This window comes from Stenotrophomonas sp. 62841_Sma (genome assembly GCF_056482945.1).
This window is the reverse complement of the sequence record NZ_CM151224.1, coordinates 3512612-3526638: the sequence shown is the minus strand read 5'-3', so window position 1 is coordinate 3526638 and position 14027 is coordinate 3512612. Positions and strand designations below refer to the sequence as shown.

At 67.9% G+C, this 14027-nt stretch carries 14 protein-coding genes; 9 read left to right on the top strand and 5 right to left on the bottom strand.

Going from position 1 to position 14027, the window contains the following annotated elements:
* Positions 1 to 101: 101 nt before the first annotated feature.
* Positions 102 to 830, bottom strand: coding sequence for a response regulator (locus ACZK5G_RS16665; protein ID WP_032129364.1), 729 nt, complete (start codon positions 828 to 830; stop codon positions 102 to 104).
* Between the two features lie 127 nt (positions 831 to 957).
* Here ACZK5G_RS16665 and rlmD point away from each other — a divergent pair, with 127 nt between their 5' ends.
* From rlmD to ACZK5G_RS16620, 9 genes are all read left to right on the top strand, one after another.
* The gene (rlmD, locus tag ACZK5G_RS16660; RefSeq protein ID WP_049421257.1) at positions 958 to 2292 is read left to right on the top strand and encodes a 23S rRNA (uracil(1939)-C(5))-methyltransferase RlmD; all 1335 of its coding nucleotides are present in this window, start codon (positions 958 to 960) and stop codon (positions 2290 to 2292) included.
* Between the two features lie 33 nt (positions 2293 to 2325).
* Positions 2326 to 2811, top strand: a complete 486-nt coding sequence (locus ACZK5G_RS16655) for a CYTH domain-containing protein (RefSeq protein WP_478466524.1) — start codon at positions 2326 to 2328, stop codon at positions 2809 to 2811.
* 114 nt (positions 2812 to 2925) lie between these two features.
* Entirely contained in the window at positions 2926 to 3621 is a 696-nt protein-coding gene (locus tag ACZK5G_RS16650; protein ID WP_049398295.1) for a DsbA family oxidoreductase, read from the top strand.
* A 163-nt stretch (positions 3622 to 3784) separates the two neighbouring features.
* Positions 3785 to 4792: a beta-N-acetylhexosaminidase gene (gene nagZ, locus ACZK5G_RS16645; RefSeq protein WP_032129343.1), complete on the top strand. Its 1008-nt coding sequence runs from the start codon at positions 3785 to 3787 to the stop codon at positions 4790 to 4792.
* Complete coding sequence (locus tag ACZK5G_RS16640) at positions 4792 to 5346, top strand: hypoxanthine-guanine phosphoribosyltransferase (protein WP_005410592.1); 555 nt, start codon at positions 4792 to 4794, stop codon at positions 5344 to 5346. Before nagZ ends, ACZK5G_RS16640 begins: the two co-directional genes overlap by 1 nt.
* An 82-nt stretch (positions 5347 to 5428) precedes the next feature.
* A complete protein-coding gene (locus ACZK5G_RS16635) occupies positions 5429 to 6175 on the top strand; it encodes an S-methyl-5'-thioinosine phosphorylase (protein ID WP_010482830.1) in 747 nt (248 codons plus the stop codon).
* 88 nt (positions 6176 to 6263) lie between these two features.
* Positions 6264 to 6470, top strand: coding sequence for a cold-shock protein (locus tag ACZK5G_RS16630; RefSeq protein ID WP_005410590.1), 207 nt, complete (start codon positions 6264 to 6266; stop codon positions 6468 to 6470).
* Between the two features lie 102 nt (positions 6471 to 6572).
* A complete protein-coding gene (locus ACZK5G_RS16625; RefSeq protein WP_478464121.1) occupies positions 6573 to 7841 on the top strand; it encodes an FAD-dependent oxidoreductase in 1269 nt (422 codons plus the stop codon).
* A gap of 180 nt (positions 7842 to 8021) precedes the next feature.
* Positions 8022 to 8291 carry a hypothetical protein gene (locus ACZK5G_RS16620; RefSeq protein WP_032129345.1) on the top strand — a complete coding sequence of 90 codons (270 nt, stop codon included), beginning with the start codon at positions 8022 to 8024 and terminating at the stop codon, positions 8289 to 8291.
* 1 nt (position 8292) lies between these two features.
* Here the strand turns inward: ACZK5G_RS16620 and pdeM are convergent, their stop codons facing one another.
* Genes pdeM through ACZK5G_RS16600 form a run of 4 tightly spaced genes read right to left on the bottom strand, consistent with a single transcriptional unit; the run spans position 8293 to position 13982 of the window.
* A complete protein-coding gene (gene pdeM, locus ACZK5G_RS16615) occupies positions 8293 to 8934 on the bottom strand; it encodes a ligase-associated DNA damage response endonuclease PdeM (RefSeq protein WP_478464119.1) in 642 nt (213 codons plus the stop codon).
* The gene (locus ACZK5G_RS16610) at positions 8924 to 11383 is read right to left on the bottom strand and encodes a ligase-associated DNA damage response DEXH box helicase (protein WP_478464117.1); all 2460 of its coding nucleotides are present in this window, start codon (positions 11381 to 11383) and stop codon (positions 8924 to 8926) included. Before ACZK5G_RS16610 ends, pdeM begins: the two co-directional genes overlap by 11 nt.
* On the bottom strand, positions 11380 to 12987 hold the full coding sequence (locus tag ACZK5G_RS16605) for an ATP-dependent DNA ligase (RefSeq protein ID WP_478464116.1): 1608 nt from the start codon (positions 12985 to 12987) through the stop codon (positions 11380 to 11382). The genes ACZK5G_RS16610 and ACZK5G_RS16605 overlap by 4 nt, the downstream gene beginning before the upstream one ends.
* Positions 12984 to 13982: a ligase-associated DNA damage response exonuclease gene (locus ACZK5G_RS16600; protein WP_049421265.1), complete on the bottom strand. Its 999-nt coding sequence runs from the start codon at positions 13980 to 13982 to the stop codon at positions 12984 to 12986. Before ACZK5G_RS16600 ends, ACZK5G_RS16605 begins: the two co-directional genes overlap by 4 nt.
* Between the last annotated feature and the right edge of the window lie 45 nt (positions 13983 to 14027).

The window sequence follows — 14027 nt, the reverse complement described above, 5'->3', positions numbered from 1 at the left end:
CCCAACAAGCAGAAAGCCAGAGCCGCTCTGGCTCTGGCCTTTGACGTTGCCCTGGCTTGAAGGCTTCGGCAGGTGCAGGGCGCAGCCCTGCCGAGCAACCCTCAATGCAGCAGGGCAGCCACCGCGTCGCGGAACCCCGCCTGGGCCTGCCCGGACTCCGGCGCATGATGCAACTGGCGCACCGCCCGGCCCAACCGCGCCGCGCCCACGAAGCCACAGCTCGCCTGCAGCCGATGCAACTGGCTGCGCAGCTGGCGCTCGTCATGCTGGTCCACCGCCTGCTCGACCGCATCGCGTACGCCCGGCAGCTCGGCCAGGAACAGCTCGCGCAGCGCGATCAGGTGGTTGCGCTGGCCATTGAGCGCGGCCAGTGCCGCAGTCTCGTCCCAGTCCTGTACCTGCAGCTCGACCGCGGCCGGCGCCTGGGCCATGACGATCCCGGCCGGGCTGTTGACCAGGGCGCGGCGCACCGCCTTCAGCAGCTGGTCGCGGCCCAGCGGCTTGACCAGCGTGTCGCTGAAACCGGCCTCGCGCAGGCGCGCATGGATCGAGGTATCACCGTCGGCGGTATGCGCCAACGCCGGGGTGTCGGGATGTGAACGGCGCAGTTCGCGCAGCAGCTGCGCGCCGTTGCCGTCAGGCAGGTTGACGTCGATCAGCCACAGGTCATGCGCGCCGGGCTCGGCGCTGGCCAGGGCACTGGCCAATGAGTCTGCGGTGTCCACGTCCGCCGGTAACGTTTCCAACGCCGCCTTGAAAAAACCGCGGCTGATGATGTCGTCCTCGACAAGCAGGAAGCGGGGCCGGCTGGCCCGCGGGGTCATCTGCATCAGGGCTGCCTCCATGTCAGCTGTTGCAATCATCAAGCACAGCGGCGGCGGGCGCAAGCGGGTCCGGACCCTGCCGGTCAGGATCTGCGACAATACGCCCCCATTTTTGCCCGCAGCCTGTTGCCACGTGGCCCGATCCCGCTCCCGCATCGACCGTACCCCGTTCCAGACCGAGATCCTCGACCTCAGCCATGATGGTCGCGGTGTCGCCCGCCGTGAAGGCGAGGGCGGCAAGGTCACCTTCGTCAGCGGCGCCCTGCCGGGCGAGGTGGTCATGGCCGAACAGACCGCCCGCAGCCGCCATTTCGACGAAGCGCGTACGGTGGAAGTGCTGCAGGCCTCGCCGCAGCGCGTCACCCCGAAGTGCCCGCACTTCGGCACCTGCGCCGGCTGCGTGCTGCAGCACCTGGACGAAGACCAGCAGATTGTCGCCAAGCAGCGCGTGCTGATGGACAACCTGGAGCGCATCGGCCACGTGAAGCCGGGCACCGTGCTGGCGCCGCTGGTCGGCGAGAGCTGGGGCTACCGGCGCAAGGGTCGCTTCTCGGTGCGCCGGGTCGAAAAGAAGGACAAGACCCTGGTCGGATTCCGTGAACAGGATCCGCGATTCGTCGCCGACCTCAGCCAGTGCCTGACCGTGATCCCCGAGATCGGCACCAAGGTCGAGGCGCTGTCCAGCTTCATCGAATCGCTCGATGGCAAGCGTGACATCCCGCAGATCGAATTCATCGCTGGCGACCAGGCCGTGGTCCTGACCGTGCGCCACCTGCAGCCGCTCAGCGATGCCGACCGCGTGGCCTGGGCCGCCTTCGGCCAGCAGCATGGCTTCGTGATCTACCTGCAGTCCGGTGGCGTGGATACCGTGCAGCCGCTGGACGGGCAGGGCGTGCCGCTGTCGTTCCGGCTGGCGCCGTGGGACGTGGAGCTGGCGTTCCGTCCGTTGGACTTCATCCAGGTCAACGCCAAGCTCAATGAGAAGATGATCGCCCACGCCCTGGACCTGCTGGAGCCGGGTGAGGACGAGCGTGTGCTGGACCTGTTCTGCGGCCTGGGCAACTTCACCCTGCCGCTGGCGCGCCGCGTGCGCGAAGTGGTCGGTGTGGAAGGTGATGCTGGCCTCGTCGCGCGGGCCCGTGAGAATGCCGAGCGCAACGGCCTGACCAACGCCCAGTTCTTCAGCGCCGACCTCACCCAGGACCAGCGCAGCACGCCGTGGATGCGCCAGGGCTTCGACAAGCTGCTCTTGGATCCGCCGCGCTCGGGCGCGATCGAAGTGCTGCAGCAGTTGCCGCTGAAGCAGTTCAAGCGCATCGTCTACGTCAGCTGCCACCCGGGTTCGCTGGCACGCGATGCCGGCTATCTGGTCAACGAACAGGGCTTCACCCTGGTCAGCGCCGGTGCCATGGACATGTTCCCGCACACCGCACACGTGGAAAGCATCGCGGTATTCGAGAAGCGCTGATCGGCTGTCATGCCCATCGCGCATAATGGCGCGATGGGCATCGAAATCGAACGCAAATTCCTCGTCAGCAGTGATGGCTGGCGCGCCGCCGCGCACCGGGTGATCCCGATGGCGCAGGGCTACATCAACGACATGGGCGCGCTCGACCGCGGCACCCAGAACGCCTCGGTGCGCGTGCGCATCGAGGGCGACCACGCCGCGCTGAACCTGAAGTCGCGCACCATCGGCCACACCCGCCAGGAGTTCGACTATCCGATCCCGGTGGACGATGCTCGCGCACTGCTGGCGCTGTGCGTGGGCGGCCTGATCGACAAGCGCCGCCATCTGGTCGAACACGTCGGCCTGACCTGGGAGGTGGACGAGTTCCTCGGCGACAACGCCGGCCTGGTAGTGGCTGAGGTTGAGCTGGACAGCGCTGACCAGACCATCGACCTGCCGGACTGGGTGGGTGCCGAAGTCACCGATGATGCCCGCTACTACAACGTTGCCCTGGCCAGCCACCCGTATTCAGAGTGGTGAAACCGCCCAAAAGGGGACGGAGGGGATTAAGTCGTCTTTACCCCATCTGTGCGGAAAACGACTTAATCCCCGCCGTCCCCTTTTATCGAGGGTGTCGGCCCCCATGTGGAAAGGATGAGAATCGACATCTACTCCGACGTGGTCTGCCCCTGGTGCTGGATCGGCAAGCATCGTTTCCAGCAGGGCGTGCAGTTGCTGGGCGCCAACGCGCCTGAACTCGATATCCACTGGCAGCCGTTCCAGCTCGACCCGGATGCTGACGCCACCCCGGTGCCGCTGCGCGAGGCCTATGTGCGCAAGTTCGGCGGCGTTGAGCGTACCGAACAGATCCTCGGCCAGACCCAGACCACCGCGCGGGCCGAGGGCCTGCCGATGGACTTCAGTCAGGGCCAGGTGCGGGTGACCACGCTGCCGGCGCACCGGGTATTGTGGCTGGCGGGCGAGCACGGCGTGCAGGATGCGGTGGGCGAAGCACTGTTCCGCGCCCACTTCGAGCACGGCCAGAACCTGGCGGACCCCTCGGTGCTGATCAAGGCGGGCGCGGCAGGCGGCCTCGACGCGGGTGAAATCACGCAGATGCTGGCCTCCGACCGCGGCTTGGCCGAGGTCGAAGCCAAGCTGGCGCAGGCTCATGCATTGGGCGTTTCTTCGGTGCCGACCTTCGTCATCGATGGGAAGTGGGCCATTTCCGGGGCGCAGCCCCCCGAGGCCTTCGCCAACGCCCTGCGCCAGATCGCCGCCGAGCAGGGCGCGCCTGCGGCCCCGGCTGACGGCGACGAGGCCTGCGGTCCGGACGGCTGCAAGGTCTGATCGGATCCGAAAAGGGGACGGAGGGGATTAAGACGTATCCAGCCCGTAGGGGCCGATTGCGGCTTAATCCCCTCCGTCCCCTTTTTCTGACCACTGCGCCTGTCGGCCGGTTCTGCGACAATGCGGCACTGCGCCATGCGGGCGCGCGTTGTGGAGATCGACCATGCTGCTGATCGGCGTTGCCGGCACCGAACTGACCGCCCAGGAACGTGACTGGCTGCAGCACGATGCCGTGGCCGGAGTGGTGCTGTTCAAGCGCAACTTCGCCTCGCGCCAGCAGGTGACCGATCTGAGCGCGGCGATCCGCGCTGCCGCGCCGCGCCCGCAGCTGATCTGCGTGGACCAGGAAGGTGGCCGCGTGCAGCGTTTCCGCGAGGGCTACAGCGAGTTGCCGCCACTGCAGGACATCGGGGCGATGTACGCCACCGACCCGCAGCAGGCGCTGGCCCTGGCCGAGCAGCACGCCTGGCTGATGGCCAGCGAAGTGCGCGCCAGCGGCCTGGACCTGAGCTTCGCGCCGGTGGTCGACCTTGGCCGTGGCAACCGCGCCATCGGCAACCGCGCCTTCAGTGAAGACCCGCAGGTGGTGGCCGCGTTCACCGCCGCCTACGTGCGCGGCATGCATGCGGTCGGCATGGCCGCCACGCTCAAGCATTTCCCCGGCCATGGCACCGTGCTGGAAGACACCCACGTGGATACCGCGATCGACCCGCGCGCGCTGGACGAGCTGCGCGCCCAGGACCTGGTCCCGTTCCAGGCCGGCATCGCCGCCGGTGCCGACGCGGTGATGATGGCGCACGTGATCTATCCACAAGTGGCACCGGAACCGGCCGGCTATTCGCCGCGCTGGATCCAGGACATCCTGCGCGGCGAGCTCGGCTTCCGCGGCGTGGTGTTCTCCGATGACATCGGCATGGCCGCCTCGCACAGTGCGGGCGGCGTGCCGGCGCGCGTGCACGCGCATCTGGATGCCGGCTGCGACGTGGTGCTGGTCTGCCACCCGGAACTGGTCGATGAAGCCCTGCACGCGGTGCAGGGACGCTCCCTCAATACTGCTGCGCTGCTGGGCCTGCTGGGCCGCGGCGCGCTCGGCTGGGACGGCCTGCTGGCCGATGCCCGCCATGGCGACACCCAATCCCGTCTGCTTGAAACCCTTGGAAGAACCGTCTGATGCCCAACCTCACCATTTCCCAGGCCCTGGCCCAGGCTGACCTGCTGGTCGACCGCCCCACCATCGACAAGGCCATCGCTGGTATCGCCGACGCCATCGCGCGCGATTACAAGGGCGAGGTGCCGCTGTTCCTGTCCATCATGCACGGTGCGCTGCCGTTCGCCGGCCAGCTGGCGCTGGAACTGGGCGCGCGCGGCCAGGACGTGCAGTTCGATTACCTGCACGCCACCCGTTACCGCGGTGAAACCACCGGCGGCGACCTGGTCTGGAAGCACAAGCCGGCCACCTCGCTGTTCGGCCGCCGCGTGCTGCTGGTCGACGATATCCTCGACGAGGGCTACACCCTGCAGGGCGTGCGCACCTGGTGCCTGGAACAGGGCGCGACCGACGTGCGCATCGCCGCGATGACGGTGAAGAAGCACGACCGCGCGCTGCCGGACGTGACTGCCGACTACGCCGGCATCGAACTGCCGGACCGTTACGTGTTCGGCTTCGGCATGGACGTCAACGAAACCCTGCGCTGCGTGCCGGCCATCTACGCGATGAAGGAATAACGGCGCAGCCGCCCGCGGCGCGTCTTCTTCTGCCGCCGGCATCCTCGGGTGCCGGCGTTCGTCTTTTCATGGAGTGCTTCGAATGCAACAGATCGCCCTGGCCGTGATCGGCGGTACCGGTGTCTATAACCTGGCCAAGCTTGACGACGTGCAGACCCACGAGGTCGACACCCGCTTCGGCCGTCCGTCGGGCCCGGTGCGCGTTGGTACGCTGCTTGGCCATCGCGTGGCATTCCTGGCGCGGCATGGCGAAGGCCATTCGCTGCCGCCGCACAAGATCAACTACCGCGCCAACCTGGCCGCGCTGCAGCAGCTGGGCGCGCAGCGCGTGCTGGCGTTGAACACGGTGGGGGGCATCACCGAACACTTTGGTCCGCGCGTGCTGGCCTGCCCGGACCAGATCATCGACTACACCTGGGGCCGCATCAGCACGATCTGTGAGGAAGAAGGCACCGACGTGGTCCACGTTGATTTCGGCCACCCGTACACACCAATGCTGCGCAGCAAGATCCTGGCTGCGGCCAAAGTGACCGGCGTCACGGTCCATGACGGTGGCTGCTACGGCGCAACACAGGGCCCGCGCCTGGAAACCATCGCTGAAATCGCCCGTATGCGCCGCGACGGCTGCGATCTGGTGGGCATGACCGGCATGCCGGAAGCCGCCCTGGCACGCGAGCTGGGGCTGGATTACGCCTGCCTGGCGATCATCGCCAACTGGGCTGCCGGCTGTGGTGATGGCGAGGAGATCACGATGGCCGAAGTGCTGGCCAACGTGCAGGCGGCCGGCAACGGACTTCCGGAACTGGTGGGCGAATTGGCACGGGGGTGATTGTCTTCCCCGAGCAAGCTTTGCATACTCAGCTTGTGCGCGGGTTCAGCGTACACCACCCATTCATTGCATAAGGTCTCGCATCACCATGCCGAACGGTACCGTCAAGTGGTTCAACGACGCCAAGGGATTTGGCTTCATCTCGCCGGAGGATGGCAGCGCCGACGTGTTCGCGCACTTCTCCGCCATCAACTCCAAGGGCTTCCGCAGCCTGCAGGAAGGCCAGCGTGTCACCTATGACGTGACCCAGGGCCCGAAGGGTGCCCAGGCTTCGAACATCACGCCGGCCGAGTGATCCACTCGACAGTGCGTTGAAAACCCCGCTTCGGCGGGGTTTTTTTTGCGCGGATTGCCCGCGACCCGCTCGCGATCCACCCGCCTCGGGCACAATGCGGCCATGACGGAACGACTGCGCATCGCCGTGATCGGCTACGGCACCGCTGGACAGGCAGTGTCCATCCTGCTCACCCGTGACGGCCACGAGGTGGAGATCTTCGAACGCGTGCCCACGCCGGGGCCGGTGGGTGCCGGTTTCCTGCTGCAGCCCAGCGGCCTGCAGGTACTGTGGCAGATGGGCCTGCTTGATTCCGTGCGCGCACATGCCGCGCCGGTGCACCGCCTGTATGGCGACACGCCGTGCGAGCGCGCGGTGATGGACATGCGCTACGAGGGACTGGATGCGCGCCTGCACGGCCTGGGCATGCAGCGCGGGGCCTTGTTCTCGCTGTTGGACGAGGCGCGTGCAGGCGAGGGCCAGCTGCATGCCGGTACCACCATTACCGGGGTGGATGCCGAACACGGCCGTCTGCGCGACAGCGACGGGCGCACGCATGGCCCGTTCGACCTGGTAGTGGTCGCCGATGGCGCCGCGTCGACGCTGCGCGGCACGATCGGCGGCGGTGCCGGGCTGGATCGCGTGTATCCGTGGGGGGCGCTGTGGTGCTTGCTGCCGGCCGAGGACTGGCCGCACGTGCAGGAGCTGCGGCAGCGTTACGTGGCCGCGCGCAAGATGATCGGACTGCTGCCGGTCGGCACGCGCCCCGGTGATGACACGCCGCGCCTGAGTTTCTTCTGGAGCCTGCCACGCGCCGACTTCGAACGCTGGCAGGCCGATGGCATGACGCCCTGGCTGGATGAACTGCATGCACTGTGGCCGCAGGCCAGTGCGCGCTTCGCCCATCTGCGTGATGCCGGCCAGTTGGCGCGCGCGGTCTACCGTGATGCGGTGATGACGCGCTGGCACCACGGCCGCATGGTGCTGGCCGGTGATGCCGCGCATGCGATGAGCCCGCAGCTGGGGCAGGGCGTGAACATGGCGCTGTTGGACGCGCTGGCGCTGCGCGATGCGGTGCGCACCTACGGCGGCAGCACGGTCGCGCTGCAGGCCTACCAGGCGCAACGCAGGGCACACGTTGCGGTGTACCAGCGCTGGAGTCGTTGGCTGACGCCGCTGTTCCAGTCCGACCGCGACGCCTGGGCGAAGGCGCGTGACGTGCTGCTGGGGCCGATGGGGCGCCTGCCCGGTGGCCGTGGCCACATGCTGCGCGTGCTCAGTGGCACCCAGCACGGCTGGTTCGGTGCACTTGCACTGGATCCGGCGTTCGTCGACGCACTGGCCACTGCAGCGGAAATGCCTCGTATCAACGCGATTTCGGCCAATGCGTGAAGCGCGTCGTCACCTGAATTAACGGTTGCCTCACCGCCGATATGCGAGAAGTAGGTTGCACGCGATTGCGCGTCGCCCGTTTTCCTTTCCGTGATCAACATCGCGCGTGGCCCGGGCGGCGCTGCCGTTGCGGCCTGTTGCGGCCCGGACGTGCCGCCTGTTGTTGAAGAGGAGGACGCCATGTTGTTCGCGGTCGAGGAGCTGGAATCGGAAATCTGCAAGCTGCGCGGATTGCTGCAGATGCTGCACGAGGACCAGCCCGACGTACTGGAGGACGTGTTCGAGTTCCATGTCGGCAGCCTGATCAGTCATGCATCAGCGGAGCACCACGCGCGCATCCGCACCTGCGCGCAGGAAATGCTGGCGGCGATCCAGGCGTTGCCGCGACGACGTGAGGGTGACACGCCTGATTTCCAGTTGATGCCGCAGCTGGGCATTCGTCCGGCCTGATTCAAGCCACCGGCAGTTGCACCAGGCCGTTTTCCACGCAGGCGACCCTTTGCTCGCCGCGGGCGGGCACGGGCACGATGCCGGCAGTGAACGCGGAGAAGGCCGGCAGCACCGTCATCCGCTCACGCAGCCAGAACGCGGGGAAGCGCCGTCGCAATGGCGGCAAGGCGACCTGCGGATGCAGATGCCCGGCGATCACATGCAGCCCTGCATCGGGCATCGGCTCATGGCGAAGCAGGAACGGCTGCAGCCGTACTTCATCGTGGATCTGTACCTGCAACTGAGCATGCGGCAGCTGGCGGTCGTGATTGCCACGCAGGACATGCACGTCCAGCGAAGCATTGCGTTCGCGCCATGCCAGCCATTGCTGGTACCACGCAGCGCGATGCGCCGGTCCATGCAGGATGTCACCCAGGATCCACAGCTCGCGACAGGCATGCCTGTCCAGCAGCCCCTGCAGGCGTTGCAGGTCTTCGCCGGTGCCGCCGCTGGGCAATGCGATGCCGGCGCGGCGGAATACATCGGCCTTGCCCAGGTGCAGGTCGGCGATCAACAGCGCCTGCCGCGCGGGCCAGTACAGCGCACGCGCGCCAAGCAGAATCAGCGATTCGCCGGCGCGCAGCAGCGGCAGTTCATCGGCCATGGCGGCGCTCCAGCTGCTGCGCCGCACGTTGCACGCGGGTGCGCCAGTCCTCGTTGCTGAACTGCCCGCGCTGGCGTTCGGCCCATAACGGGAAGCCCAGTGGCGTGAGTGATGTCGGGTGCTGCACCGAGAGGGCCTGCATGCCGATCCTTGCCAGGACCTGCTGTAGTCCCGGCAGGTCCAGGCTGTCATGCAGCACTTCGCGTTCGGCCAATGCCAATAGCAGGTGACCGGGGTCATGCTCGCGCAGTACGTCGTAGAGCAGGCCTGCCGAGGCCTGCAGTTGGCGCAGTGATCGCGGCATACCGCCGGGCAGGCTGGGGACCAGCAGGCCCGCTACGCGTGCGATGCCACGGAACTGGCGGCGCGCCAGCTCGCCCAGGTTCACCGCGGCACGCAGATCGTCCAGCAGCTGATCGGCGGTGAACAATGCTCGCCATTGCGCCGCATCCAGTTCGATCGCCTGCGCCGGTGCCAGCACCAGGCCATGATCGTTCACCGCGTAGCCGATGCTGTTGCGCTGCCGGCGGGTACAGCGCAGTGCCAGCAAGGCGGCCAGCGCCTCGTGCACGTGACGGCCGGCAAAAGGGTAGACGAACAGGAACTGGCCGTCGCGGCGCCGCACCTCTTCCACCAGCAGATGCTCTGGTCCGGGAAGCGTCGACAACTGCTGCTGCAGTGCCAGCAAGGGGGACAACCAGCGTGATTCGGCACTGTCGTCGGCGCCGGACAGTACCCACTCCAGCTCGCGGCCGAGCGGCATCGACAGTGGCAACTGGCCTCCCTGCCAGCGCGGCACCACACCATCACCGCGCCCTCGTGCCAGCCGCACGAAGGCGGTCATGTCGCGCAGCTGCACCAGTTCCAGCAGGCGCCCGGCGAACTGGAAACGGTCGCCGCGACGCAGGCGGCTGGCGAACTGTTCCTCCACGGCACCCAGGCCACCACCGCGCAGGAACTGCACGCGCACGCTGCCATCGCTGCTGATGGTGCCGATCGACAGCCGATGGCGCAGTACCTGGCGGCGATCGTGCATGCGGTAGTAGCCGTCGGCATCACGCACGACCTTGTGGAAATCGGGGTACTGGGCCAGGGCCTGGCCACCCTGCACGATGAACGTCAGCACGGCCTGCCATGCGTCGTCGCCGAGAGATGCGAAGGCATGGGTACGCCGTACCTGCGCCAGCAGCGCATCGCTGTCGAAGCCACCGGCCAGCGCGCGGCTGACCGCATGCTGGGCCAGTACATCCAGCGACAGCGTCGGCGGCCTGCGCGCTTCGACCACGCCTTCGGCCAATGCACGGCGCACCGCGGCGTATTCGGCCAGCTCCAGCGCATGGCTGGGCACGCACAGGATGGAACCGCTGGCACCCGGGCGGTGACGCGCACGTCCCGCGCGTTGGCGCAGGCGGGCCACGCCCTTCGGGCTGCCCAGCTGCAGTACCTGCTCAACCTCGGGGAAGTCCACGCCGAGGTCGAGGCTGGAGGTGGCAACCACGCAGCGCAGCGCGCCCGCGCGCAGGCCATCCTCGACCTGCTGGCGCAGCGCTGGATCCAGCGAGCCATGGTGCAGCGCAAGCGTGTCCGGGGCTTCCGGCCAGACCGCGGCCAGCGCCTGATGCCACAGTTCTGCCTGCGCACGGGTGTTGGTGAACAACAGGCTGCTGCGTGCCCGCATCAACGCGTCCAGCACCCGCGGCAGCTGCGCCAGGCCCAGATGCCCGGCCCACGGAAAACGTTCGCCGGGTTCCGGCAGCAGGCTGCGCACGCTGATCGCGCGCGGGCGCACGCCCTGCACGATCGGCGCGTCGGGCTGCCCGGGCAGCAGCACGTCGCGCGCCTCATCCAGGTTGCCCAGCGTGGCCGAAAGCCCCCACAGCTGCGCTGCAGGCGCAGCTTCGCGCAACACCGCCAGGTTCAACTGCAGCAGCACACCGCGCTTGTTGCCCAGCAGCTCATGCCATTCGTCCACCACCACGCAGCGCAGCTGGCGCATGCGCGGCAACGTATCCGGATAGCTCAGCAGCAGCGCCAGTGATTCGGGCGTGGTGACCAGTACGTCGATGCGGCCTTCGCGGGCCTGGCGCCGCTCGCGGTTGCTGGCGTCACCGCTGCGCAGGCCGACACGCCATCCCAGTCCCAAGCCGTCGACGACGGCCTGGAGCGCGCGTGCGGTATCACTGGCCAACGCGCGCAAGGGCGTTACCCACAGCACCTGCAATGGGCGCACCGCACTGGCGCGGCGGGGCGAGGGCGGTGGATCGATCAGCGCCTGCAGCAACGGCCCGCCGAACATCGCCAGCGTCTTGCCGCTGCCCGTGGGCGTATGCAGCAACCCGGATTCGCCGGCCAGGTAGTGGCGCCACATCGCGCGCTGGAAGGGCAGTGAGCGCCAGCCGCGTGCCGCGAACCAGTCTTCCAGCCTGCGCAGTGCCTGGCTGCGGGTCATCGCGCCAGCGCCTGCAGGCTGGCCAGCTGATCGGCCTCGCTGGCAGGCTTGTCGTGGCGCCAGCGCAGGATGCGCGGAAAACGCACGGCGATCCCCGATTTGTGCCGGCTGCTGCGGTTGACCGCTTCGAAACCCAGCTCGAACACCTGTTCGGCGCGTACGCTGCGCACCGGCCCGAAACGTTCGCGGGTGTTGGCGCGGATCCAGCGGTCAAGCGCGAGGATCTCCTTGTCGTCCAAGCCCGAATACGCCTTGGCCACCGGCACCAGCGTGTCGCCGTCCCAGACGCCGAAGGTGTAGTCGGTGTACAGCGTGCTGCGCCGCCCATGGCCAGCCTGTGCGTACAGGAGCACCGCATCGATGGTGAGCGGATCGACCTTCCATTTCCACCAGTCACCGCGGCGTCGCCCAGCCAGGTAGGGCGAGCCGCGTCGTTTCAGCATCAGCCCTTCCACGCCACGTTCGCGTGCCACATCGCGCATCGCCGCCGCCTGCGCCCAGTCGACGGCGGCAACGTCGGGCGACAGCTGGATCCGCACATCGTCCAGTGCACCGATGACCGCGGCAAGCCGCGTACGCCGTTCCTGCAACGGCAGCTCACGCAGATCCGCGCCATCGTGCTCCAGCAGGTCATAGGCGAGCACGCGTACCGGCGTGTTGCGCAGAGTCGCTGCTCCTGGCTTGCGACGCTGGATGCGGGTCTGCAGGGCGGTGAATGCGCGCGGCAGGTTGGCGGTCTCGTCCCAGGCCAGCAGCTCTCCGTCCAGCACGCAGCCCTCCGGCAACGCCATCGCGGCGTGCTCGATCTCGGGGAAGCGGCCATCCAGTCGTTCCTCGCCACGGGACCACAGCGCGACTTCGCCACGCCGGCGCAGCAGCTGCAGGCGTATGCCATCCCATTTCCATTCCAGCAGCCAGTCGTCGATCGCGCCGAGGCGTTCGGCAGGATCGCCTTCCAGAGGGGAGGCGAGGAAGAAGGGGTAGGGCTGCTGGCGGTCGGACGGCAGCTCGTCCGGTGACAGCAGTTGAGCCAGCAGCCCGGGCGAGGGGATCCACTCGCCGAGCATGCGCTGGGCGATGCGTGCGATGTCCAGGCCGGACCGTTCCGCCAGTGCCTGCTGTACCAGTCGCTGCGAAACGCCAACGCGCAGGGCGCCGGTCAGCAGCTTGTTGAACACCAGGCGTTCGCTGCTGCACAGCTGCCGCCACCCGGCGACGACCGCAGCGCGGCGTACTGCCTCGGGTTGGTTGGCCACGGCCAGCAGATGCTGTTCGATCCATTCGGCCAATGGCCGGTCGAGCGAAGGCTGCGCTGGATCATCCAGCAGAAGCGTCAGTGTCTCGGCCAGGTCACCGACCTGGGCATAGCTGTCCTCCACCAACCATGACGGCAGTGCCGATTCTTCGGCAATCCAGGCGCGCAGTTCGCCACTGGCGGCGATCTTCCGGCGTGCACCGCCCACCTTGCCGCCGCTGAGCAGGTACAGCGCCCACGCCGCATCATGCGCACGCGCGTGGCGGAAGTAGTCGACCAGCGCCGCACGCTTGTCCAGTGTCGCGGTGCTGCGGTCCAGGCGCTGGTAGAGCGCAGCGAAGGCCTTCATTCCTCGCTCCCGAAATCGGTGCGGAAGGCTTCGGCAGCCACGCCGCGCTCGCGCAGGAACGGAATCAACGCATCGGTATTGCCATGGGTAGCGATCACCCGCTGCGCGCCTGTCTGTTCGATGGTCTGCAGCAGTGCTGGCCAATCGGCGTGATCGGAAATGACGAAACCGCGATCGACATTACGGCGCCGCCGATTGCCGCGCAGCTGCATCCAGCCGGATGCGAAGCCCAGCTGGTGGCGGCCGAAGCGGCGCATCCAGGGCGTACCCGCAGCCGACGGCGGCGCGAGGATCAGCTGGCCGGCGGCATCAGGCTGGCGGCCCTGCTCGGCCACGGTGAGCGTCTCCAGCATCGGCACCCCGGCCTGCCGGTACACCGCCACGCCATTGGCGATGGCGCCGTGCAGCCAGGCTGGTCGATCGTCCAGCGGCAGCAGCTCGGCCAGCACCCGCTGTGCCTTGCCCAATGCGTAGCACAGCAGGATCGCGGCTTCGCCACGTTGTTCGCATTCGCGGCGCCACGCCACGATCTCTGCAGCCACCGCCGGCGTGTCCGGCCAGCGGTAGATCGGCAAGGCAAAGGTGGCCTCGGTGATGAAGGTATCGCAGGGCACCACTTCGAACGGCGTGCAGGTGGGATCAGGCTGTCGCTTGTAGTCGCCGGAGGCTACCCATACCTGCTGCCCGTCGTCGATGCGTACCTGTGACGAACCGAGCACGTGGCCGGCCGGATGCAGCGATATCTGCACCTGCCCCAGGCGGAACGGCACACCCTCGGCATGCGCCTGCACCGGCACGTCACCCAGGCGCCAGCGCAGGATCGGCAGGCTGCCTTCGCTGCAGTGGTACTCCCCCATGCCCGGGCGGGCATGGTCGCCGTGGCCATGGGTGATGACCGCGCGCGCTACCGGTCGCCACGGGTCGATATGGAAATCGCCGGCGGCGCAGTACAGCCCCTCCGGGCGCAGCACCACCAGATCGTCGTTGCCTGCCATGCGGTCACTGTGGCCTGCGTCTCGTGCAGGGGGTGAGAACCGGCC

Excerpts from the sequence above, each read along its gene's own strand:
- ACZK5G_RS16630 (WP_005410590.1), top strand. The coding sequence starts at position 6,264 with ATGCCGAACGGTACCGTCAAGTGGTTCAACGACGCCAAGGGATTTGGC.
- ACZK5G_RS16640 (WP_005410592.1), top strand. The coding sequence starts at position 4,792 with ATGCCCAACCTCACCATTTCCCAGGCCCTGGCCCAGGCTGACCTGCTG.
- ACZK5G_RS16655 (WP_478466524.1), top strand. The coding sequence starts at position 2,326 with ATGGGCATCGAAATCGAACGCAAATTCCTCGTCAGCAGTGATGGCTGG.
- pdeM (WP_478464119.1), bottom strand. The coding sequence starts at position 8,934 with ATGGCCGATGAACTGCCGCTGCTGCGCGCCGGCGAATCGCTGATTCTG.
- ACZK5G_RS16635 (WP_010482830.1), top strand. The coding sequence starts at position 5,429 with ATGCAACAGATCGCCCTGGCCGTGATCGGCGGTACCGGTGTCTATAAC.
- nagZ (WP_032129343.1), top strand. The coding sequence starts at position 3,785 with ATGCTGCTGATCGGCGTTGCCGGCACCGAACTGACCGCCCAGGAACGT.
- ACZK5G_RS16620 (WP_032129345.1), top strand. The coding sequence starts at position 8,022 with ATGTTGTTCGCGGTCGAGGAGCTGGAATCGGAAATCTGCAAGCTGCGC.
- ACZK5G_RS16625 (WP_478464121.1), top strand. The coding sequence starts at position 6,573 with ATGACGGAACGACTGCGCATCGCCGTGATCGGCTACGGCACCGCTGGA.
- ACZK5G_RS16650 (WP_049398295.1), top strand. The coding sequence starts at position 2,926 with ATGAGAATCGACATCTACTCCGACGTGGTCTGCCCCTGGTGCTGGATC.
- ACZK5G_RS16610 (WP_478464117.1), bottom strand. The coding sequence starts at position 11,383 with ATGACCCGCAGCCAGGCACTGCGCAGGCTGGAAGACTGGTTCGCGGCA.
- ACZK5G_RS16600 (WP_049421265.1), bottom strand. The coding sequence starts at position 13,982 with ATGGCAGGCAACGACGATCTGGTGGTGCTGCGCCCGGAGGGGCTGTAC.
- ACZK5G_RS16665 (WP_032129364.1), bottom strand. The coding sequence starts at position 830 with ATGCAGATGACCCCGCGGGCCAGCCGGCCCCGCTTCCTGCTTGTCGAG.
- ACZK5G_RS16605 (WP_478464116.1), bottom strand. The coding sequence starts at position 12,987 with ATGAAGGCCTTCGCTGCGCTCTACCAGCGCCTGGACCGCAGCACCGCG.